Source organism: Comamonas thiooxydans (assembly GCF_000964545.1).
GTDB classification, from domain to species: domain Bacteria; phylum Pseudomonadota; class Gammaproteobacteria; order Burkholderiales; family Burkholderiaceae_C; genus Comamonas; species Comamonas thiooxydans.
Window position 1 is genome coordinate 207,416 of sequence record NZ_BBVD01000007.1, and the last position, 20,182, is coordinate 227,597.

Here is a 20,182-nt window from a genome sequence, read left to right on the forward strand (position 1 = left end):
ATCATCGACATCAGGTAGTAAATAATCTGAAATCGTTTTTCTAAATACGCATGCAGCTACTGTTTTTGAAAACCCCTTGATCACAGCAGCCTGTACGGGCATACGCACTGTCCGCACACTCAAACCCATACCCTCGTATGACAATAAGCCCATGAATTTGCGCAATATTTTGGTTCCCCTGGGCTTGATCGTGCTGGTGATCGCGGCCTACAACTCTGCGGGCTGGCCCGGCGTGGCGGCCGTTGCAGGCGGCATCATCATGTGGGTGCTGCTGCACTTCACGCGCCTGATGTCCATCATGAAGAAGGCGTCGGACCGGCCTATCGGCTATGTGGGCAGCGCCGTGATGCTCAATGCCAAGCTCAAGCCCAAGGCTCCTCTGGTCCATGTGGTGGCCATGACCCGCTCCCTGGGTCAGCGTCTGTCCGAAGAGGGCCAGAGCCCGGAAATCTACCGCTGGACTGACGGTACACAGTCCCATGTGACCTGCGAATTTGTCGCTGGCCGTCTCATGAAGTGGGAGCTGCAGCGTCCCGAGCAAAAGGAAGACTCTGCGGCGGCTGATGCGCAAGCAACAGACCGGACATCTGCCCCGACCTCCCCCTAAAATGGCAGCTTCAGGAGACAAGCGCTGCCGCCGCCCCGGCAGCAGCGCCCGCCGAACACACAACCCATAGAGGATGGTTTTATGAGCCCTGTTGTTCCCTCGATGTCCGACCGCGACGGCAAGATCTGGATGGATGGTCAGCTGGTGGAGTGGCGCGATGCCAAGATCCACGTGCTGACCCATACGCTGCACTATGGCTGCGGCGCCTTTGAAGGCGTACGCGCCTATGAAACCGCACAGGGCACGGCCATCTTCCGCCTCGAAGAGCACACCAAGCGCCTGTTCAACAGCGCCAAGATCCTGCGCATGCAGATCCCATTCAGCCAGGAGCAGGTCAACCAGGCTCAGGTCGAGGTGGTCAAGGCCAACGGCCTCAAATCCTGCTATCTGCGCCCGCTGACCTGGATCGGCGACCGCAAGCTGGGTGTCTCGCCCAAGGGCAACACCATCCACCTGATGGTGGCGGCCTGGGCCTGGGGCGCCTATCTGGGCGAGGAAGGCATGCAGCGCGGCATCCGCACCAAGATTTCCAGCTTCACCCGCCACCATGTGAACATCACCATGAGCCAGGCGAAGGCGGTGAGCAACTACACCAACTCCATCCTGGCCAATACCGAGGCTCTGGACGACGGCTACGACGAGGCCATCCTGCTGGACGCATCGGGCTTTGTCTCCGAAGGATCGGGCGAGAACATCTTTGTGATCAAGGATGGCGTGATCTACACCCCCGACCTGTCCGCTGGCGCACTCAACGGCATCACGCGCAACACCGTGCTGCACATCTGCAAGGACCTGGGCCTGGAAGTGGTGCAAAAGCGCATCACCCGCGATGAGCTTTACATTTCGGACGAGCTGTTCTTCACCGGCACTGCCGCAGAAGTCACGCCCATCCGCGAAGTGGACCGCGTGCAGATCGGCGAAGGCTGCCGCGGCCCGATCACCGAGAAAATCCAGGCGGCCTACTTTGACATCGTCAACGGCCGCAATCCCAAGTACGCACACTGGCTGACCTTGGTATAAATCACCCCCTGGGCGGCTTTGCCGCTTCCCCCCCGGGGGACAGCACCGTCGCTGCGGGACGGCCCTTGCTTGGTGCTTCTGACCTCAATTGCGCCAGTATTTCCGGCCATGCTTCATTATTGAAAACACGAAAGACACGAGAAATGACCACGAATGCCGTCGTCGAACTGGCCGCCAAAGACCTCAACGCACAAGGTGGCGTGTTCTGCCCCAGCCCCAAGGCCGACATGAAACTGTGGAACAGCCACCCCAAGGTCTATCTGGACGTGGCCAAGACCGGCGACGCCAAATGCCCTTATTGCGGCACGACCTACCGCCTCAAGGCCGGTGAGGTGTTTGCTGGCGGGCATTGAAGCAACCACCGTTCATGAAAGAGGCTCCCGATAGGAGCCTCTTTTTTATGCCTCGGGATTGAGAGCCCGATGCCAGGTGCTGCCTGGCACTGCCCCGCCATGGGCTTTGAACATTTCCGTGAAATGCCGCCTCTCTCCGCCTCTGAGCTTGACGATGGGAGCACTGATCTTCGGCCCCTGAACCCGACACAACTGGGGATACAGCAAATACCATTTCCAGCGCAAGGCATGGTGATAGTAATAAGCCGAGTCCTCGGCCTTGAACAATGCCATGCGTGAATACTGTCTTTGGCGCAGCACCTGCTGTGCCGTGACATGGATCAGCAGGTAATGAGGATCGCCAATGTTCTGCCGGATATCGACCCAATCGGGCTGTGCCTGGAGCCGCTGCAGATAGGCCTCGGTTCCCTCGACAATCAAGGCTTGGTGAAATTCCCGCTGCCAGGCGACGATGAAATCGGAGCCCGCCAAAGCGCCAAATGCCCAGCTTTCGATCACAGGCCTCTGCACCTGGGTGGTGAATTTCTCAAGATAGAAACCCACAAACTCAGTCCTGGAGTCGACGGCTGCCTGCATCCAGCCCAACGAGCGCGTCAGCAGGGTGCTGGCATCCAGCCAGAAGCCTCCATGCAGGGCCACGAGGTACAGGCGCAGCCAGTCAGATTGTTTGGTGGGATGCAGCTCATGGAACCGGGCAGGCAAAGCTTCTTGTGCCACGTACTGGGCCAGGTTGCCAGGATGCACAAGGCATACTTCATAATCCGGACACTGCAAACGCCAGCTCTGGATGCATTCGCGCACAAACGAGTCGGGCTGAGCATGGTTCCAGTAGGTCCACAATTTCTTGGGAATCGCAGCGCCCGGCGACGCCGCTAATTGCGGTGCGGGAGCAGCTACCTTGCCTTCGACAATGACCGGTATTGCGTCGCAATAGCTTGCTGAGGATTTCAGCGTCCGGGGCTGAACCAGCTTCAATGCGCTTTTGAATAATTGGGCAGGAATCCGGGTCATGGTGCGGAGAACAAAAAGAAACAATAGACGCAAATGATCTGTGCAGATTGTCCATCAGAACAATGAACTCACACTCTTTCCCTGAGCCAAAAACTGACGCTACAACGCCGATCCGAATCCTGCACTTCGTGACCGGAGGGTTTTCCGGCGCCACCCAGGTCGCGGTAGACCTGAGTCTGGCCGCACTACACACGCCAGGCTATGAAGTTCTGCTGGTGCTGCGCCGCAAGCCCAGCACGGATGAGCGCAAGATCGATGCCCTGCGCCAGCAAGGCCTGCAGGTCAAGGTGGTGTCCAACTGGCTGCATGCACTCACCGTCTGGGAGTTGCGCAAAGTCATTCGAGACTTCAAGCCCGATGCGATGTTCGCCCATGGTTTCAGCGACCATATCTGGGGCAGGCGCGCTGCTGCAGCCGAGGGTGTGGCGCATATCTTTCATGTGGAGCACAACTCGCGTGAGCGCTACACGCCGCGTCGTCTGCGCCAGGCCCTGGCGCTGGAGCCGTTCACCCAGGCCCATATCGGCGTCTCTGAAGGCGTCAGAACCAGTCTGGTCGAACGAGGTTTCCCGGCCGAAAAATGCATTGCCATCTGCAACGGCATCGACCTGACACGCTTTGCTCAAGACGCCATGCCCCAGCGCTGGCAGGAACGCGAGCCGGCCATTTACATGGCGTCGCGCTTTGCGCGCCAGAAAGATCACGACACGCTGATCAGGGCTCTGGCCGCGCTCAGGCAACGCGGCCTGACGCCCACACTCTATCTGGCCGGCGCAGGCAAGAGTTCGCTCAGGGCCAGAGCCGAGCGGCTGGTGGCTGAGCTGGGACTTGAGCAGCAGGTTCGCTTCCTGGGCAATGTCTCGGACCTGCCCCAGCGACTGTCCAGAACTCAGATCTTTGTTCTGGCTACGCACTGGGAAGGCATGCCTCTGGCGCTGGTGGAAGGCATGGCCGCAGGCTGTGCCTGTGTGGTGTCCGATGTCATCGGAGCCCGGGAAGTCGTCACCCCCGAGGTGAACGGCCTGCGGGTGCGGGAGTCAGACCCCGACTCCATGGCAGACGCTTTGCAAAGACTGCTCCAGAATCCAGCGCTGGCCCAGAGCCTGGGCGCAGCGGCGCGCGTCCACGCACTAAGCCACTACGGACGAGAACAGATGTGGTCCCACTATCAAAGACTGCTGCCGGTCAGCGCTTGAGAACTGCCGTTACAAGAGGCTTTGAAGCCCGAAAGTTCCCCCAGCTCAAAGCCAGCTTCATCTTGAATTTGCGCATTTTTTGCAAATGATTCGCCGGTGCTTCTTTTTGGGCCCAGATGCTGCTGATCTCGCTGGTGTCATCCAGAGAAATGACCGAGGGGTAGACCCCGTACACACGCAGGTCGTTCTCAAACCAGAAGCGAATATCCACATCGACTGGTCTATCGAAGGGAACACGTGCCTCCAGCATCTTGCGGGCACCGGATCGACTGATGACATAACCGGCAGCAAAGCTGGGCACCCGCTGATAGGAGATCAGTTGCAAAGATCCCTGAACCAACGGACCTTGATCCGCGATCTTTTCCGGCTCGCGCCCGTAGAGCTTGATCATGTCCCAGCTGCCATCGGCGGGCAGTGCTTCAATCGCGGCCAGCGCCTGGGGCAAATCTGGCAGAAGCCGCACATCATCCTCGAAGACAACCATGGCAGGAGCGTCGCTATCCATGAGTTGCTGCCATGACCTCAGATGACTGGCGTAACAGCCCTTCTCTCCGTTGCTCAGGGGTTTGAAGTAGCGGCCATGGCTTTGCGGCGCACAGAAGTAACGTTTTTGCTCGGCCTCGGACAGATCCGCCCACCACACTGCAGGCAAGCGCGACGCTGTCAACCCCATTTGCGAGAACTGGGCTGTCATCCGCTCGCGGCGCTTTGCATCCTTGGACAGATTGATAAAGACAATGGGTAATGACGACATACACTTCTGCACCGAATACAAGACCTGCAGTGTAGGTTGAAGCCAACTGCCTCGCAGGAGAACCTGATTGACAGCTATGAATGTGCCTACACAAGTCACACCTCGAACCGGCAAGCGGGCGACTGCTCTTGCGCATGCCCTGGATGCCGCCTGCTTTGCATTCTTTGCGTTGAGTCTTTGCGTCCCCTCTGGCTACTCTTACGGATCCACAGCCCTGGCTCTTTTGACTCTCGCCGGTTGTATCGCTGCCCGCCCCCAAGGCCTTGCCAGGCGCGAGACTTTCGTGCTGGCGGGGCTTCTGCTGGTGCTGGGCCTGCTCTGGAGCCTGTCCTTCGACCACTGGTTCTCGGCTGCGGGCTGGGGTTATGGCGCGAAATACGCGCTGGCCGCTCTCTGCCTCTGGTATCTGAGCAAAACAGGTATCCGGCTCACTGCCATTGTCTGGGGCCTGGCTCTGGGGAGTGTGGGTGCTCTGGCGATTGCTGCGTATCAGGCCGACGTGCTCAAGATGCTACGTGTCTCCGGCTTTACCAATGCCATCCAGTATGGTGGCATCGCCATGTATATGGGTTTTGCCACCTTGTCCCTGGCTTTGCTGGGCCACTGGAGCAAGTCTCAAACAGCAGCTCTGGGGCTAATGGCTGCATGCGGTATTTATGCGTCCTTTCTTTCCGACTCCCGCGGCTCCTGGGTCGCGATACCGCTGCTGATCGCGGCCATCTGGCTGATGGCATGGCTCAATGGCTACAAGCGTCTGGCCAGCATGACGGCGGCAGCCATGCTGCTGCTCGGGCTGATCGTGGCAGTGCCGGCCTACCAGAAGCTGGAACAACGAAGCAGCGAAGCTGCTCGGGAAGTCTCACAGTATCTGCAAGACCCGCAGAAATATGCAGTGACCTCTGTCGGCCAGCGTCTGGAGCAATGGCGGCTTGCCATACATCTGATCGAACAGCGCCCCTTCAGCGGCTGGGGACTGGCTGGCTACCCTGCGGCCAAGCAGCAAATGGTCGATCAAGGCCTGGCCCACCCTTCGGTCATGGAATATGGGCATGCGCACAATGAAATCCTGGACATGTGGGTCAAGCGCGGGCTGCCGGGTCTGATCCTGCTGCTGGCGTTCTATGCCGTGCCTGCAGCCATTTTCTGGCCCACGCAGCGCCGTCTGGCGCATGCCGATGCGGCGCAGCGCTCCAAGCTGCTGGCTCTGCGCGCGGCCGCCACGCTGCTGCCGCTGGCCTACTTCGGCTTTGGCTGGACCCAGGTGTTCTTCGCGCACAACAGCGGAAACATGTTCTATATTTTCAGCCTCGCCGTGCTCTGGGGCGGTATTTGCAGAATGGAAACCCAGTCTGCAGTCGCCAAAACTCAGTCCTGAGACCTGCCCGGCAAACCCAGGGCCAGAGCTCCCAGAGCCCCCTGGCCCAGGGCAAAGACACCATACAAGAGCCCAACCCCAACCGCTAGTACCGCAGGGACTCCGAAGGGCGCCAGGGCTGCCACTGCAGCAGCTTCACGGGTGCCCCAGCCGCCCACACTGACAGGCAGTGCAGCCATCAAAAACACGGGGGCAATGACAAATGCCCATACAGCCAGCGGCAAATGCAGGCCCAGAGCCATGGCGCCACAGGCCAGCGCACCAGCAGACAGCAATTGCACCAATGCCGAAGATGCGGCTTGCACCCACAGTTGCAGCAGGAAGTTCGGGCTACTTGCCGCCAAGCGCACAGGCTCCATCCATGCACCAGGCAACTTGAGCCAGTTGCTGCGCAGGCCCTGCAGAACAGCCCAAGGCAGCAGCAACCACAGCATGATGACGACAAGCAGCAGAGCGATGAAAACCGTGGTGTTCATGTGTATCCAGGGGGCCAGTGTGGAAGCACAGGCCACCGCCCCCAGGCCACCGATCGCGCACAACATCCACAAACCGCTGACGCGATCCAGAATCACCGAAAGATTGCTTGCCGCCTTGGCCTGCCCGGTCTTCTGCAGCGCAATCGCACGATAGACATCACCGCCCACAACAGCGCCAGGCAGCAACACATTCAGGCCAATGGCCTGAAAGTACCAGCGTATGCCAGAGGCCAGCGACATCTTGGCCCCGAGCCACCGCGCCATGGCACGCCAGCGCCATGCCGACACCGCGTTCGAGGCAATGGAAATCCCCAAGCCCCCCAGCAACCACCAGGGGCTGGCCTGCTGCAGCCGGCCCCACAGTTGCACAGGGTTGGCGAGATAGACAACGGCTGCCAGCAAAGCGATGCCCATCAGGGCTCGGACAACCGCCTTACGCGCCTTGCTCACAGGACCGTAGTCTCGGTTTTCGCTGTTTTTTCTTCGGGCTTGTGCCTGGCTGCGCTGTAATCCTTGGCGTGGTACTGAAGGCCGCTGCCCGACTCGTAATAGATACGCGTCAGCAGCTCGCCGATCAGGCCCGCTGCGATGAACTGCATGCCCATCAGCACCAGCATGACTCCCGCCATCAAGAGGGGTCGGCCGCCAATCGATTCGCCCATGATCTTCTGTGCCAGCAGCCACAGCAGGATCAGCACGCCAGGCGTTGCCATCCACAGTCCCATGCCGCCAAAGGCATGCAGCGGACGCTGGCGAAAGCGCATGAAAAAGACAATGAAGATCAGATCCAGAATCACCCGGAAGGTGCGATCTATGCCGTATTTGGAAACACCGCGCGTGCGTGCATGGTGACGCACCGGAATCTCCGTGATACGCGCACCGGCATCACGCGCCAGTGAGGGAATGAAGCGGTGCATCTCGCCATAGAGGCGAATGCGGTCAATGATTTCGCGGCGATAGGCCTTCAATGCACAGCCATAGTCATGCAGCTGCACATTGGTGAATTTGGAAATCAGGCGGTTGGCCAGCACCGAGGGCAGGCGGCGCGACAGGGCCTTGTCCTGGCGGTTCTTGCGCCAGCCCGAGATCATGTCCACATCGGGGTCGTTTTCCAGACGTTCCAGCAACAGCGGAATATCGCCGGGTTCGTTTTGCAGGTCGGCATCCAGCGTGACCACATACCGGCCGCGCACCCGGTCAAAACCGGCCTGCAAGGCACTGGACTGGCCGTAGTTGCGCACCAGACAGACGGCACGCACCCAGGGATGCTGTTCGGCCAGCTCGCGCAGACGTCTGGCACTGCCATCCGTCGACCCATCGTCCACCGCAATCAGTTCGTAGCTCAGTGACTGGGTGCGCATGGCCTCGTCAATGCGGGCCACCAGATCGGGCAGATTATCGAACTCGTTATAAACAGGAACAACGATGGAAACTTCGGGATTGGAATCGTGCACGGACGTCATGCTCAATGATTTTGGATAACAGTCACCTATACTAACTGAATACCCTAGGTGCCATTTGCGCCAGGCCCATTGTTTGGCCTGCAAAGCCAAGCGCAATCGTAAGTGCGCACTATCAAAACATGTGCACCCGCCAAATCCTATGGCATCAAACTCCTCGACTTCTATTCGCCCAGACTGGCAGCAGACCCTTTATGCCAAGCCATGGATATGGCTGGCTCTTTTAGTTTGTGCCCATATCGTTTCCCGTATCAGCATTTCAGCAGGCATGAAATGGGATGAATCCGAACAGATTCTCTGGGCCCAGCAATTGCAGCTGGGTTATGGCCCGCAGCCGCCTCTGTATACCTGGATGCAATGGGCGGTCTGTCAGCTTCTCGGCCCTTCGGTGCTGGCTCTGGCATTGCTCAAACATCTGCTGATTGCCCTGGCCTATTGCCTGGCATGGCTGGCTGGCCGGCAGTTGCTCAATCAAAAAGGTGCCTGGTGGGTTGCCGCAGGTCTGCTGCTGATGCCGCCCTTCGGCTGGGACTCGCTGCGCGACCAGACTCATACGGTGATGGTGACGGCCATGACCATGGGCTTGTGGTGGGCGGTACTGCGCCAGGTTCAAAAGCCGCAAGCCGTCAATTTTGTCTGGATCGGCCTCTTCTGCGGTCTGGGCATGCTGTCCAAATACAGCTATGCCATGCTCATTGGCGCCTTGTTCGTGGCCTCCATGACGGTGGCACAGGTCCGCTCGGCCATCTTCGCCAGGGGCTGGTGGCTGGCTCCGCTGGTGGGCTTGCTGGTGTTTGCGCCCCATGCCTTCTGGCTGGCTTCGCACTGGGGCATGGCAACCACCGAGACCGTACAGAAGATGTCCATCTCCACCGAGGCCTCGCATCTGAAAGGTCTGGGCAATCTGCTCAAGGCCCTGCTTTCCACCCTGGGCCTGTGGCTGATTGCCGCCGTACTCAGCTATCGCTCCAGACTCTGGAAGCCCGGCACCGACGCGTCTTTGCCCAGCCAGGAATGGGCCAGGCCTTTGCTGCGCAACTACCTGCTCATCATTGCCGTCTGCCTGCTGGGCATGGTGCTGGCAGCTGATGTCACGGACTTCAAGCAGCGCTGGATGCTGCCTCTGACGGCTGTTGCACCCTTGGCCCTGTATGTCTGGCGCCCGGCACTGCTGGAACAGGGCGTGGGCCGCATGTTCACCGTCTTCGTCATCGTCTTTGCCCTGATCTTTCTGATCATGGCCACGCTGCGCCCCTGGCAGGGCGGCCGCAAGAACGATCCCGACGAGCTCAACCATCCGGTCAAGACACTGGCCCAGGAACTGCGCCAGGCCGGTTATGACGGCAAGGGCGTCATCGTCGGCTCGGACCATATGATGGCGGCCATGCTGCATTCGCAGTTCCCGCAAACCTATGCCCTGGGCTGCTCCGATGGCGCCCAGCTGAGGCAGTGCCTGTCTCAGGCCGGCGCCGATACCGCAGGCGGCCTGCTGCTGATCACACGCGCCGACAAGCCCGTCGCGGGATGGTGGGACGGCATCTTCACCACCCAGGCAAAAACCGCGCTGCAGACACTGAGCATCCCTTTCGAGAAAATGCCTGCCAGCGCAACACCTGCGCAATACCAATATCTCTGGATTGCCCCATGAATCCTGTCCTGATCACCGGCTGTGCCGGCTTTATCGGCATGCATTGCGCCAAGCGACTGCTTGAGCAAGGTGTGGCCGTGGTTGGCATCGACAACCTCAACAGCTACTACGATGTGGCGCTCAAGCATGCCCGCCTCGCCGAGTTGCGCCCACACGCCCACTTCCGCTTTGTGGAACTCGATCTGGCGGATCGGCAAGGCATGGCCGACCTGTTTGCCGAGGTAGCCCCCAGCAAAGTTCTGCACCTGGCCGCGCAAGCCGGTGTGCGCTACTCCATCGATCAGCCCGACGACTATACCGACTCGAATCTGCTGGGCTTTGGCAATGTCCTGCAAGGCTGCCGCAAGCACCAGGTCGAGCATCTGGTCTATGCCAGCAGCTCCAGCGTCTATGGCGGCAACACCAGGATGCCGTTTGCCGAAAGCGACGCGGTGGACCACCCCATCAGCTACTACGCAGCCACCAAGAAGGCCAATGAGCTGATGGCCCATAGCTATGCGCACCTGTACGGCATTCCCACCACAGGCCTGCGCTTCTTCACGGTGTACGGCCCCTGGGGCCGCCCCGACATGGCCTTGTTCAAGTTCACCAAGGCCATGCTGGCGGGCGAGAGCATCGATGTCTATGGCGAAGGCAAGCTGGTGCGCGACTTCACCTATATCGACGATATCGTCGAAGGCATCATGCGCGTTCTGGACAAGCCCGCCACGCCCGACGCTGGCTATGACAGCCAGAACCCCAACCCCGGCACCAGCACCGCGCCCTATCGCATCTTCAATATCGGCAACAACTCGCCCACCGTGCTGATGGACTACATCGCGGCACTGGAGGGCGCCCTGCAAATTACCGCCCGCAAGCAAATGCTCCCCATACAGCCCGGCGACATGCACAGCACCTCGGCCGACACACGTGCCCTGCAAGCCTGGGTCGGCTTCTCGCCAGCCATGCCCGTGGCCACGGGCGTGCAGCATTTTGTGGATTGGTATCGCTCTTTTTATCGCGTATGAAAGTTACTGTCTTTGGTACCGGCTATGTCGGTCTTGTGCAAGGTGCCGTGCTGGCCGATGTCGGCCACCAGGTGCTTTGCGTGGATGTGGATGAGAAGAAAGTCGCGGCACTCAAGGCTGGCCAGATTCCCATCCATGAACCAGGCCTCGATGCACTCGTCATCAACAACCAGCAACTGGGTCGTTTGCAGTTCACCACCAATGCCGCCGAAGGCGTGGCGCACAGCGAGCTGATCTTTCTGGCCGTGGGCACGCCGCCCGACGAAGACGGCAGCGCCGACCTGCAATATGTGCTGGCCGTGGCCCGCACCATCGCCCAGCACATGGACGGACCGCGCATCGTCATCAACAAATCGACCGTGCCCGTGGGCACGGCGGACAAGGTCTCGGCCGTGATTGCCGAAGGCCTTGCGCAGCGCAATCTGCAGCACCCTTTCGATGTGGTGTCGAACCCCGAGTTTCTCAAGGAAGGCGCGGCAGTGGGCGATTGCCAGCGCCCGGACCGCATCATCATAGGCACCGGCAACCCGGCTTCCGAAGCCAAGCTGCGCGAGCTCTACGCTCCCTTCAACCGCAATCGCGACAAGATCGTGATGATGGATGTCCGAAGCGCCGAGCTGACCAAATATGCGGCCAATGCCATGCTGGCGACCAAGATCAGCTTCATGAACGAGATTGCCAACCTGGCGGAAAAGCTGGGTGCCAACGTGGAGGCCGTGCGCCGCGGCATTGGCAGTGACCCGCGCATCGGCTACCACTTCATCTACCCGGGCGTGGGCTATGGCGGCAGCTGCTTTCCCAAGGACGTGAAGGCGCTGATCCACACAGCCAGGGAGGTCAAGTTCGAGCCTCTGCTGCTCAATGCCGTAGAGGACCGCAACCATGCCCAGCGCAATGTGCTGTTCGAGCGCATCAGCGCCTTCTACAGCGGCCAGCTTGAGGGCAAGACCATCGCCGTCTGGGGCCTGGCTTTCAAGCCCAATACCGACGATATGCGCGAAGCGCCCAGCCGCAATCTTCTGGAGTCGCTCTGGGCCGCCGGTGCCAAGGTGAAAGCCTACGATCCCGTTGCCATGAAGGAAGCCCGTCGCATCTACGGCGAGCGTGCCGACCTGGAGCTGGTGGACAGCCCCCTGGCTGCCGTGCAGGATGCAGACAGTCTGGCCATCGTGACCGAATGGCAGATCTTCCGTGCGCCGGACTTCGACCTGCTGGCCACAACACTGAACGACAGAATGATTTTTGACGGCCGCAACCTCTACGAGCCTGCCCTGCCTGCCAGCCATGGCCTGGGCTATGTCTCCATAGGCCGCCCCGCCCAGCAGCCGCGCTGAAACAAAAAGCCCCGCAGGCAGAAACCTGCGGGGCTTTTTTCCGGGCAGCGGCTCAGGACAGCGGCAGGCAGATCACAAAGCTCGCACCGCTATGGCCGTCTTTGCGTGCCTCGCAGTGCACCGTGCCACCATGCCGCTCGGCGATCGAGCGCACCAGCGACAGGCCCAGGCCCACGCCGCCGGAGCGCTCGCTGGCCCCGGGCAGGCGATAGAACTTCTCGAAGATACGCTCGCGCTGCGCCTTGGGAACCCCGGGGCCGTGATCCTCGACACGGATCAACGCCATGCCATCCTGTTTGGACAGGGACAGAGTGATCTCGCCCTCGCTGTAGCGGCGCGCATTCTCCAGCAGATTGCGCACGGCACGGCGCAGCAGTTTCGCGATCCCCTGCACCTCAAGCGGACCATCGGTCTGCATCTCCAGATCGGCATCGATGCGCGCGCATTCCTCGGCCGCCAGACCGATCAGATCGACCGACTCCACCGTGCCCACATCGACCTCGCTGGAGTCCAGGCGGCTGGCCAGCAGGATCTCGTCGACCAGTTGGTCAAGCTCGCCAATATTGCGCTGGATCTCGGCCTTGGCGCGTGCGCTGGCCGGGTCGTCACCCATGAACTCCAGGCCCATGCGGATGCGCGTCAACGGCGAGCGCAGTTCATGCGAGGCGTTGGCCAACAGAGATTTGTGAGACGTCATCAAGGTCTCTATGCGCGCCGCAGCAGCGTTGAACTGGTGCGCCAGATCCGCCACCTCATCGTGACCATGCTCGGGGACACGCACCGACAGATCGCCCTCGCCAAAGCGCTTGACGCCGCGCTGCAGGTTTTCCAGACGCTTGAGCAGACGGCGAATGATGGGGAACACACCCACAACCACCGCCACGCCGACCAGGCCCAGCATCCACAGAAAGCCGAACGGCGGCCGCAGCCAGAAGGCGACGGCACCGTCACGCGGAGGAGGGCGGCCCTCACGCCACTCGCGTGGCGCCATCCATAGCTCATAGACCTGCCCGTCTCTGGCGGCAATTTCAAAACGCACGCCATCCACGGGCGAGCCGGAGATGCGGTTGCCACGCCCCTCCACCAGCACCTCGCCCTCAGGGCCCTTGAGCACCATCTCGCGCGAGGGAGGCGTGGTGCTGTTCTGGGCGCGCTGCTCTTCGGCAATATTCCAGGCCCAGGCCACGCACAGCGTGAGCACGGCCACGCCGACCACCACGGCCAGCCAGATGCGCAGATAGAGGCGCTGGGAGAAGATGTGCAGCAGCTTCATCAGTCTTGCTGCTTGGCAAAGACATAGCCCACGCCGCGCACCGTGAGAATGCGCTTGGGAGCCTTGGGGTCGGCCTCGATGGCGGCGCGGATGCGGCCCATGTGCACGTCGATGGAGCGGTCGAAGGCCTCCAGTTCGCGGCCGCGCACGGCTTCCATGATCTGGTCGCGCGTCAGAACGCGACCGGCGCGCTCGGCCAGTGCCACGAGCAGGTCGAACTGGTAGGAAGTGAGATCGGCCTGCTGCTCGCCCACCGACACGGTGCGGGCATCACGATCGATTTCCAGGCTGCCGAAGCGCATGACGGCATTGGCGGGGGCCGCCTGGCTCTCGCTGCCTTTACGGCGCAGGATGGCGCGAATGCGGGCCAGCAGCTCGCGCGGCTCGAAAGGCTTGGGCAGATAGTCGTCGGCGCCCAGCTCCAGACCGATGATGCGGTCCATGGGATCACCCTTGGCGGTCAGCATCAGCACCGGAACCTGTGCGGGGGCACCAGGCATAGAACGTATGCGGCGGCAGACTTCAAGGCCGTCCATATCGGGCAGCATCAGGTCCAGGATCACCAGATCGGGCAGCTCGACCGAGCCGCCATCGCCGGGCTGCAGCTGTTCCAGGCCGCTTTTGCCGTCAGCCATATGGGTCACTTCCAGGCCGTTATTGCCCAGGTAATCGCTCACCATTTGCGCCAGGCGAACGTCGTCCTCAATCATCAGAAGTTGGTGCGTGCTCATAGGGGGCAGTGTAGTCATGCTCGCGCCTCGGTATTTCTTCAAGACGCCATGCTGCAGCACGCAGGTGACCTGCTCTTGTCTGGTGCGTAAAGTTGGGTAAACGCCGAGTCGCTCAAAAACAATAGCTGTCAGTGCTTGTTCATCAAGCGTCAGAGCCAATTTTTACTCTGGATGCCAGGAAAATCAGCAGCAGCACGGGGAAGCCCATCAACGCCGTGGTGTGGAAAAACGCCTCGTAACCATAAGCATCGACAAACGCCCCCGAGAAACCCGCCAGCCACTTGGGGGCCAGCAGCATCATCGAACTGAACAGCGCATATTGCGTGGCCGAGTACTGCACGTTGGTCAGGCCCGAGAGATAGGCGATGAAGGCCGCCGAGGCGATTCCCCCGGCGAGATTGTCGGCGCTGACCACCCAGACCAGCGCCGAGACATCGTGGCCGCGCGTAGCCAGCCAGGCAAACAGAATATTGGTGCAGGCCGACAGCACCGCGCCCAGCATCAGCACGCGCATCACGCCCCAGCGCACCGCCATGGTGCCGCCCACAAAGCCACCCAGCAGCGTCATGATGACGCCGAACACCTTGGTCACGGCAGCCACCTCTTCCTTGGTATAGCCCATGTCCACATAGAACGGATTGGCCATGATGCCCATGACCACGTCGCTCACGCGATACAGGCCGATCAGCGCCAGCAGCAGCAACGCCTGCCAGCGGTAGCGGCCTATGAAGTCGGCAAACGGAGCGATCAGCGCGCCCTTGATCCACTCGGCCGCATTGCGTGCCGGTGCCATGGGACGGGCTTCAGGCTCGGGCGATAGCAGCACCGTGATCATGCCCACCAGCATGCTCGCCGCCATTGCCGTATAGGCCACATGCCAGGCCTGCACCATATAGCCCTGCACATCACCTTGAACCTGGGCCGCCACCCACAGCACGCCGGCGCCAGCCCAGATCATGGCCAGGCGATAGCCGGTCTGGTAGGTGGCCGCCAGAGCCGCCTGATCGTCGACCTTGGCGGACTCGATGCGATAGGCATCCAGCGCGATATCCTGCGTAGCCGAGCCGAAAGCCACCAGCACCGCGCACAGCACCAGCGGCTGCAGGGATTGCTTGGGGTCCATGAAGGACATACCGAGCAGGCCCGCCACGATCAGCAGCTGCGAAAACAACAGCCAACTGCGGCGACGCCCCAGCATGCGCGTCAGTGCCGGCAAGGGCAAACGGTCCACCAGCGGAGACCACACCCATTTGAAGGCATAGGCCAGACCCACCCAACTCAGGAAGCCGATCGTCGTGCGATCGATATCGGCCTCGCGCAGCCAGAAGCTCAAGGTGCCCAGCACCAGCAACAGCGGCAGGCCGGCCGAAAAACCCAAAGCCAGCATGCGCAAGCTGGTGGGCTGGGCATAGACCTTGAAGGCCTGGCTCCAGCTGCGCTTGGGCTTGATGACGACATCTGCGGAGGAGGGGTTGCGACTTGTTTGGGACGACTCGGTCATGGTCTGGTTCTCTGAGGCAGAGGGCATTATCGGTTGCCCACGCCAGTCGCCGGGCGCTACCATTGGCCGGATCACCGTCTCTTTCTGTAAGCAAGCAAGATTAGCCATGAGCCGTGACACCGCATCCCCGCACCCCGTGCTTGACCAGGCACAGGCATCGGTGCGCAGCTACAGCGGCGAGCATCAGGCCCATGCCCATGACCATGCCCAGATTCTGTTTGCGCTGCAGGGCCGCATGGAGCTGGAGGTGGGTGGCAGGCCCAGCTTTGTGGACAGCGCCTGCGGCATGGTCATTCCCGCAGGTACCGGCCACGGCTATCTGGCAGCACCGCAAACCCAGGTGCTGGTGATCGATGCGCCCATGATCCAGGGGCTGGACAAGCTGCGCCGCTTTGCCGTGCCCCCGGCGTTGCGCTTTCCCCAATCAAGCCTGTCAGCTGCCGCGCAGATGGCTCTGGTGCTGCAGGCTCCCACCTTGCTGCAACGTCGCGGCATGGATCTGCTGTGGCTGCAGCGCCAAGTGCAGGCGGCTTTGCATGAAAGCTGGCCCACGGCCCGGCTGGCGGACCTGGTGCATCTGAGCGTGGCCCAGTTCCATGCCCGTTTCGTGGAGTTGACGGATCGCACGCCGCAGGACTGGCTTCGCGGCCTGCGTCTGGACGCTGCCGTGCTGCAGCTCAGAAAGGGGGCGGCACTCGAAGCGACCGCACTGCGCTGCGGCTACGCATCGGCCAGCGCCCTGGCCTATGCATTGCGGCGCGAGCGCGGCCTGACATCGCGCCAGTTGCGTGAGCGCCGCTGAGCCTCCCCTCGCACTTCAAGCGTTTCTCGACAGATGGGCGGCCCGGGCCCGCGCATGATGGCTCACTCATGTCTGTCACTTCCGCTATCTCTTCCCCATCACCCCGCAGCGCCTTGGGCCCTGTCGGCCTGGTGCTGGCCGCCGCCATGCTCTGGGGCACCACGGGCACGGCACAGCATTTCGCGCCTGCACAGCTCTCGCCCTACTGGGTGGGCGGCCTGCGCATGGTCATGGCCGCGCTGTTCTTTGGCGCGCTGGCGCTGCTGCTGGACCGAAGCCATGCGCGCCAGCCCATGCGCTGGGCGCGTATCGTGTTCTGCGGCCTCTGCATGGCCATCTACAACCTCAGCTTCTTTGCCGGCGTCAAGGCCAGCGGCGTGGCCCTGGGTACGGCGCTGGCCATAGGCAGCGGTCCCATCTGGGCCGGCCTGATGCAGGCCGTGGTGCAAAAGCGCATGCCCAGCCTTCAATGGTGGCTTGGTACCTGCACCGGCGTGGGCGGAGGCATTGTCATGGCGCTGGCCGCCACCGACAGACAGCATCTGCCATGGGCGGGCATGGCCCTGTGTCTGCTAGCCGGTCTGTCCTATGCGGCCTACGCGCTGGTCAACCAGGCACTGGTGCTGCAAGCGCGTGTGGCCACGGTCAATGCCTGGGTGTTTGCCTGCGCGGCCATGCTGTCGCTGCCCGTTTCGGCCTGGCTGGGCGGGCCGCTGCAGATCAGCGCCAGCGGCTGGGCCGTGGTGATCTATCTGGGCATGGTCGCCACGGGCTTTGCCTATCTGCTGTTCTCCGTGGGCCTGCGCGGCATGTCTGCCGCGACCGGCGTGGCACTGAGCAAGGCCGAGCCGATCACCGCTTTTGCGCTGTCGCTGCTGGTGGTCGGCGAGCGCCCCGCCTGGTGGTCCGTGATCGGTCTGCTCGGCGTGATCGGCGGTCTGTGGCTGGTAGTGCAGGCAGAGCGCAAGACTGCAGAAACCGTCTGACCCGAGGCAGACTGCAGCTCGCATAGACTTGGCGCTTATGCACGCCCTCATCTCATCCCTGCGCCTGCCCGCCACCCGCAACTGCCTGCTGCCCGCACTGGTCTGTGCTGCGCTGATGCACGCGCCAGCGCAGGCGCAGGTGGAGGTCGGCAAGGCATCGGTGATGCGCCAGCTGGTGCCGGCCGAGACGCTGGAAAGCTCTGCGACCCAGCAGTACCAGGAGCTGCTGCAAAAGGCCAAGGCCCAGGGCGCGCTGGCAGACGCCGGCAACCCGCAGCTGCAGCGCCTGCGCAGCATTGCCCAGCGCCTCATCCCTTATGCCGCGCAATGGAACCCGCGCGCCAGCCAATGGCGCTGGGAAGTCAACCTCATAGGCAGCAAGCAGATCAACGCGTTCTGCATGCCCGGCGGCAAGATCGCCTTCTACACAGGCATCATCGACCAGCTCAAGCTCACGGACGACGAGATCGCCATGGTCATGGGCCACGAGATGGCCCATGCCCTGCGCGAGCATTCGCGCGAGCAACTGGCCAAGAACCAGGCCACCAGCATAGGCATATCGCTGGGCGCGCAATTGCTGGGTCTGGGCGATATTGGCAATGCCGCTGCACGCCTGGGCGGGCAATTGCTCAGCCTCAAGTTCAGCCGCAACGACGAAAGCGATGCCGACCTGGTCGGACTGGAACTGGCCGCACGCGCCGGCTACAACCCGCAGGCCGCCGTGAGTCTGTGGCGCAAGATGGGCCAGGCCACGGGCGAAGGCGGCATAGGCTTTCTCTCCACGCATCCGACGGGCCCCGATCGCATCCGCCAGCTGGAGGGTAACGTGCCGCGCGTCATGGGCTTGTACGAGCAGGCACGCAGGCGCTGAACACCAGCGACAAGGCGGCTGAAAACCCGCTTTGCGTCAGCCATGCGGCGCTCTATATTGGCCTGTGACGAGCGCACAGCCACAGGAGTGATCGCATGCAGGCCCTGGACACCCATGACGTCTTCAACCAGTTCGATGAGCTGACCGGCATCAATCTGCTGCAGGCCGACGCTGCCTTGCAGGAAGTGCTGCAGCGCCAGCAGGCGCAGGGCTTTGTGCCGGCTCTGAACCGCTTTGCGCAACAGCTTGGCGAGAAGCACAACTGGGAGCATGCCGAACTCGCCAACCGCCATACGCCCGAGCTGCAGCGTTTTGACGCACGCGGGCGTGTGCTAGATGCCGTGGAATTCCACCCCAGCTGGCACCGCCTCATGGAGCTGTATCGCAAACAGGGCCTGATCTCCTTGCCCTTTGAGAGCCCAAGCCGCGGCCGCTGGAGCGCCTGGGCCGCCGGCTTTTACCTGCACGGCCAGGTGGAGCAAGGCACGCTATGCCCAGCCACCATGACCACCGCGGCCATCCCCGTGCTGCAAAAAGAGCCGCAGCTGTGGAGCCAGTTGCAGGCCCGGTTGTTCAGCCACGAGTACGACGCACGCGATCTGCCCTTGAGCCAGAAAAAATCCATCTGGATAGGCATGGGCATGACGGAGAAACAGGGCGGCTCGGACGTGCGCGCCAACACCACGGTGGCTCGCCCCGTGCATGAGGGAGGTCGCGGCGGCGAGTATCTGCTGCGCGGCCACAAATGGTTTTTCTCGGCCCCCATGTGCGACGCCCATCTGGTGGTGGCTCGCATGGCCACGGCAAGCGGTGAGCTCGGCGGTCATGCCTGCTTTTTCGTGCCGCGCTGGCGCCCTGACGGAAGCAAGAATCCCGTGCGTGTGCAGCGCCTCAAGGACAAGGTAGGCAACCGCAGCAACTCCAGCTCGGAAGTAGAACTGCAGGACGCCTGGGGCATTCTCATGGGCGAGGAAGGCCGAGGCATTCCCACCATCATCGAAATGGCCAGCTACACGCGGCTGAACTGCGTGCTGGGCAGCGCGGCCATTTTGCGCAGCGCCACCGTGCAGTCGATTGCCTATGCGCGCCAGCGCTCGGCCTTTGGCAGACATCTCGCGGATCAGCCGCTGATGGCCACCGTGCTCGCGGACCTGGCCCTCGAAAGCGAAGCCTCCATGCAGCTCGCCATGCATCTGGCTCAGGCCTATGAGCTGGAGGCCGAAGGCGATCTGCTGGCTCGCGCCTGGAAGCGCATCATGACTCCGGCCGCCAAATTCTGGGTCTGCAAGCGCTCGGTGGAGATCACGGGCGAAGCCATGGAGGTCTTTGGCGGCAACGGCTATGTACAGGACAGCATAGTCGCGCGCCTGTTCCGCGAAGCGCCGGTCAACTCCATCTGGGAAGGCTCGGGCAATGTGATGTGTCTCGATGTGCTGCGCGCCATGGGCCGAGAGCCCGAGGCCACGCGCCTGCTGTTGCAGGATCTCAGCGATATGGCTGCCGGCCAGCCCCTGTTGACGTCCACGGCGCAATCGCTGGCCAAACGCCTGTCCGCTTCCCCCGAGACACTGGAGCCGCAGGTCCGCCGACTGGTGCAGGACTTGTGTCTGCTGGCCCAGGCCTGCCTGCTGCACAGACATGCACCCGACCCCATGGCCGATGGCTTCATCCACACCCGCCTGGGCGCGCAGAACGGGGCCATGGTGGTCGGAGCATTCGACCCGGCTGGGCTTGACATCGCCGCCGTGCTGGAGCGTGCCCTGCCCTTGTGAATACC

19 protein-coding genes are annotated in these 20,182 nt (G+C 62.0%); 12 read left to right on the plus strand and 7 right to left on the minus strand.

The genetic code is table 11. From position 1 onward, the window contains the following. The first annotated feature begins 151 nt into the window (after positions 1 to 151). The 3 genes from Cth01_RS11650 to Cth01_RS11660 all read left to right on the plus strand — a co-directional run bounded on the left by Cth01_RS11650 (position 152) and on the right by Cth01_RS11660 (position 1,980). Positions 152 to 607 (plus strand): hypothetical protein, encoded by a 456-nt coding sequence (locus Cth01_RS11650; RefSeq protein WP_034351309.1) that lies wholly within the window; start codon positions 152 to 154, stop codon positions 605 to 607. 81 nt (positions 608 to 688) lie between these two features. Beyond that, complete coding sequence (locus tag Cth01_RS11655) at positions 689 to 1,627, plus strand: branched-chain amino acid transaminase (protein WP_034351308.1); 939 nt, start codon at positions 689 to 691, stop codon at positions 1,625 to 1,627. A 143-nt stretch (positions 1,628 to 1,770) separates the two neighbouring features. Continuing rightward, entirely contained in the window at positions 1,771 to 1,980 is a 210-nt protein-coding gene (locus Cth01_RS11660; RefSeq protein WP_003059801.1) for a zinc-finger domain-containing protein, read from the plus strand. Between the two features lie 45 nt (positions 1,981 to 2,025). On the opposite strand, the gene Cth01_RS11665 is transcribed toward Cth01_RS11660, so the two are convergent. Then, on the minus strand, positions 2,026 to 2,991 hold the full coding sequence (locus Cth01_RS11665) for a glycosyltransferase family 32 protein (RefSeq protein WP_174447077.1): 966 nt from the start codon (positions 2,989 to 2,991) through the stop codon (positions 2,026 to 2,028). A 62-nt stretch (positions 2,992 to 3,053) separates the two neighbouring features. Between Cth01_RS11665 and Cth01_RS11670 the strand changes: the two genes are divergently transcribed. Continuing rightward, the gene (locus Cth01_RS11670) at positions 3,054 to 4,187 is read left to right on the plus strand and encodes a glycosyltransferase (RefSeq protein ID WP_045839280.1); all 1,134 of its coding nucleotides are present in this window, start codon (positions 3,054 to 3,056) and stop codon (positions 4,185 to 4,187) included. Here the strand turns inward: Cth01_RS11670 and Cth01_RS11675 are convergent. Continuing rightward, positions 4,177 to 4,941, minus strand: coding sequence for a glycosyltransferase family 25 protein (locus tag Cth01_RS11675; protein ID WP_045839281.1), 765 nt, complete (start codon positions 4,939 to 4,941; stop codon positions 4,177 to 4,179). The two genes, Cth01_RS11670 and Cth01_RS11675, sit on opposite strands and share 11 nt — an antisense overlap. Before the next feature lie 283 nt (positions 4,942 to 5,224). Here Cth01_RS11675 and Cth01_RS11680 point away from each other — a divergent pair, with 283 nt between their 5' ends. After that, entirely contained in the window at positions 5,225 to 6,316 is a 1,092-nt protein-coding gene (locus tag Cth01_RS11680; protein ID WP_233425159.1) for an O-antigen ligase family protein, read from the plus strand. On the opposite strand, the gene Cth01_RS11685 is transcribed toward Cth01_RS11680, so the two are convergent. Further along, on the minus strand, positions 6,307 to 7,206 hold the full coding sequence (locus tag Cth01_RS11685; protein ID WP_174447066.1) for a lysylphosphatidylglycerol synthase transmembrane domain-containing protein: 900 nt from the start codon (positions 7,204 to 7,206) through the stop codon (positions 6,307 to 6,309). The genes Cth01_RS11680 and Cth01_RS11685 overlap by 10 nt on opposite strands. A 32-nt stretch (positions 7,207 to 7,238) precedes the next feature. Continuing rightward, complete coding sequence (locus tag Cth01_RS11690) at positions 7,239 to 8,255, minus strand: glycosyltransferase family 2 protein (protein ID WP_034351303.1); 1,017 nt, start codon at positions 8,253 to 8,255, stop codon at positions 7,239 to 7,241. Between the two features lie 265 nt (positions 8,256 to 8,520). Here Cth01_RS11690 and Cth01_RS11695 point away from each other — a divergent pair, with 265 nt between their 5' ends. Genes Cth01_RS11695 through Cth01_RS11705 form a run of 3 tightly spaced genes read left to right on the plus strand, consistent with a single transcriptional unit; the run spans position 8,521 to position 12,241 of the window. Further along, positions 8,521 to 9,900, plus strand: coding sequence for an ArnT family glycosyltransferase (locus tag Cth01_RS11695; protein ID WP_052703309.1), 1,380 nt, complete (start codon positions 8,521 to 8,523; stop codon positions 9,898 to 9,900). Next, entirely contained in the window at positions 9,897 to 10,907 is a 1,011-nt protein-coding gene (locus Cth01_RS11700; protein ID WP_045839285.1) for an NAD-dependent epimerase, read from the plus strand. Before Cth01_RS11695 ends, Cth01_RS11700 begins: the two co-directional genes overlap by 4 nt. Then, positions 10,904 to 12,241: a UDP-glucose dehydrogenase family protein gene (locus Cth01_RS11705; RefSeq protein ID WP_034351299.1), complete on the plus strand. Its 1,338-nt coding sequence runs from the start codon at positions 10,904 to 10,906 to the stop codon at positions 12,239 to 12,241. The genes Cth01_RS11700 and Cth01_RS11705 overlap by 4 nt, the downstream gene beginning before the upstream one ends. Before the next feature lie 52 nt (positions 12,242 to 12,293). Here the strand turns inward: Cth01_RS11705 and Cth01_RS11710 are convergent, their stop codons facing one another. The 3 genes from Cth01_RS11710 to Cth01_RS11720 all read right to left on the minus strand — a co-directional run bounded on the left by Cth01_RS11710 (position 12,294) and on the right by Cth01_RS11720 (position 15,746). After that, positions 12,294 to 13,514, minus strand: a complete 1,221-nt coding sequence (locus tag Cth01_RS11710) for a HAMP domain-containing sensor histidine kinase (protein WP_045839286.1) — start codon at positions 13,512 to 13,514, stop codon at positions 12,294 to 12,296. Next, positions 13,514 to 14,263, minus strand: a complete 750-nt coding sequence (locus tag Cth01_RS11715; RefSeq protein WP_034351293.1) for a response regulator — start codon at positions 14,261 to 14,263, stop codon at positions 13,514 to 13,516. Before Cth01_RS11715 ends, Cth01_RS11710 begins: the two co-directional genes overlap by 1 nt. A 124-nt stretch (positions 14,264 to 14,387) precedes the next feature. After that, the gene (locus Cth01_RS11720; RefSeq protein WP_034351291.1) at positions 14,388 to 15,746 is read right to left on the minus strand and encodes an AmpG family muropeptide MFS transporter; all 1,359 of its coding nucleotides are present in this window, start codon (positions 15,744 to 15,746) and stop codon (positions 14,388 to 14,390) included. Between the two features lie 106 nt (positions 15,747 to 15,852). Between Cth01_RS11720 and Cth01_RS11725 the strand changes: the two genes are divergently transcribed. The 4 genes from Cth01_RS11725 (at position 15,853) to Cth01_RS11740 (ending at position 20,177) form a co-directional block, all read left to right on the plus strand. Beyond that, positions 15,853 to 16,548, plus strand: a complete 696-nt coding sequence (locus Cth01_RS11725; RefSeq protein ID WP_034389906.1) for a helix-turn-helix domain-containing protein — start codon at positions 15,853 to 15,855, stop codon at positions 16,546 to 16,548. A gap of 113 nt (positions 16,549 to 16,661) precedes the next feature. Beyond that, positions 16,662 to 17,534, plus strand: a complete 873-nt coding sequence (locus tag Cth01_RS11730) for a DMT family transporter (protein ID WP_082085653.1) — start codon at positions 16,662 to 16,664, stop codon at positions 17,532 to 17,534. Positions 17,535 to 17,571: 37 nt separating this feature from the next. Beyond that, positions 17,572 to 18,405 (plus strand): M48 family metallopeptidase, encoded by an 834-nt coding sequence (locus tag Cth01_RS11735; RefSeq protein ID WP_045839288.1) that lies wholly within the window; start codon positions 17,572 to 17,574, stop codon positions 18,403 to 18,405. A gap of 95 nt (positions 18,406 to 18,500) precedes the next feature. Beyond that, positions 18,501 to 20,177, plus strand: a complete 1,677-nt coding sequence (locus tag Cth01_RS11740; protein WP_045839289.1) for an acyl-CoA dehydrogenase family protein — start codon at positions 18,501 to 18,503, stop codon at positions 20,175 to 20,177. Positions 20,178 to 20,182: the final 5 nt, after the last annotated feature.

Excerpts from the sequence above, each read along its gene's own strand:
- Cth01_RS11650 (WP_034351309.1), top strand. The coding sequence starts at position 152 with ATGAATTTGCGCAATATTTTGGTTCCCCTGGGCTTGATCGTGCTGGTG.
- Cth01_RS11655 (WP_034351308.1), top strand. The coding sequence starts at position 689 with ATGAGCCCTGTTGTTCCCTCGATGTCCGACCGCGACGGCAAGATCTGG.
- Cth01_RS11660 (WP_003059801.1), top strand. The coding sequence starts at position 1,771 with ATGACCACGAATGCCGTCGTCGAACTGGCCGCCAAAGACCTCAACGCA.
- Cth01_RS11665 (WP_174447077.1), bottom strand. The coding sequence starts at position 2,991 with ATGACCCGGATTCCTGCCCAATTATTCAAAAGCGCATTGAAGCTGGTT.
- Cth01_RS11670 (WP_045839280.1), top strand. The coding sequence starts at position 3,054 with ATGAACTCACACTCTTTCCCTGAGCCAAAAACTGACGCTACAACGCCG.
- Cth01_RS11675 (WP_045839281.1), bottom strand. The coding sequence starts at position 4,941 with ATGTCGTCATTACCCATTGTCTTTATCAATCTGTCCAAGGATGCAAAG.
- Cth01_RS11685 (WP_174447066.1), bottom strand. The coding sequence starts at position 7,206 with ATGGGCATCGCTTTGCTGGCAGCCGTTGTCTATCTCGCCAACCCTGTG.
- Cth01_RS11690 (WP_034351303.1), bottom strand. The coding sequence starts at position 8,255 with ATGACGTCCGTGCACGATTCCAATCCCGAAGTTTCCATCGTTGTTCCT.
- Cth01_RS11695 (WP_052703309.1), top strand. The coding sequence starts at position 8,521 with ATGAAATGGGATGAATCCGAACAGATTCTCTGGGCCCAGCAATTGCAG.
- Cth01_RS11700 (WP_045839285.1), top strand. The coding sequence starts at position 9,897 with ATGAATCCTGTCCTGATCACCGGCTGTGCCGGCTTTATCGGCATGCAT.
- Cth01_RS11705 (WP_034351299.1), top strand. The coding sequence starts at position 10,904 with ATGAAAGTTACTGTCTTTGGTACCGGCTATGTCGGTCTTGTGCAAGGT.
- Cth01_RS11710 (WP_045839286.1), bottom strand. The coding sequence starts at position 13,514 with ATGAAGCTGCTGCACATCTTCTCCCAGCGCCTCTATCTGCGCATCTGG.
- Cth01_RS11715 (WP_034351293.1), bottom strand. The coding sequence starts at position 14,263 with ATGACTACACTGCCCCCTATGAGCACGCACCAACTTCTGATGATTGAG.
- Cth01_RS11720 (WP_034351291.1), bottom strand. The coding sequence starts at position 15,746 with ATGACCGAGTCGTCCCAAACAAGTCGCAACCCCTCCTCCGCAGATGTC.
- Cth01_RS11725 (WP_034389906.1), top strand. The coding sequence starts at position 15,853 with ATGAGCCGTGACACCGCATCCCCGCACCCCGTGCTTGACCAGGCACAG.
- Cth01_RS11735 (WP_045839288.1), top strand. The coding sequence starts at position 17,572 with ATGCACGCCCTCATCTCATCCCTGCGCCTGCCCGCCACCCGCAACTGC.
- Cth01_RS11740 (WP_045839289.1), top strand. The coding sequence starts at position 18,501 with ATGCAGGCCCTGGACACCCATGACGTCTTCAACCAGTTCGATGAGCTG.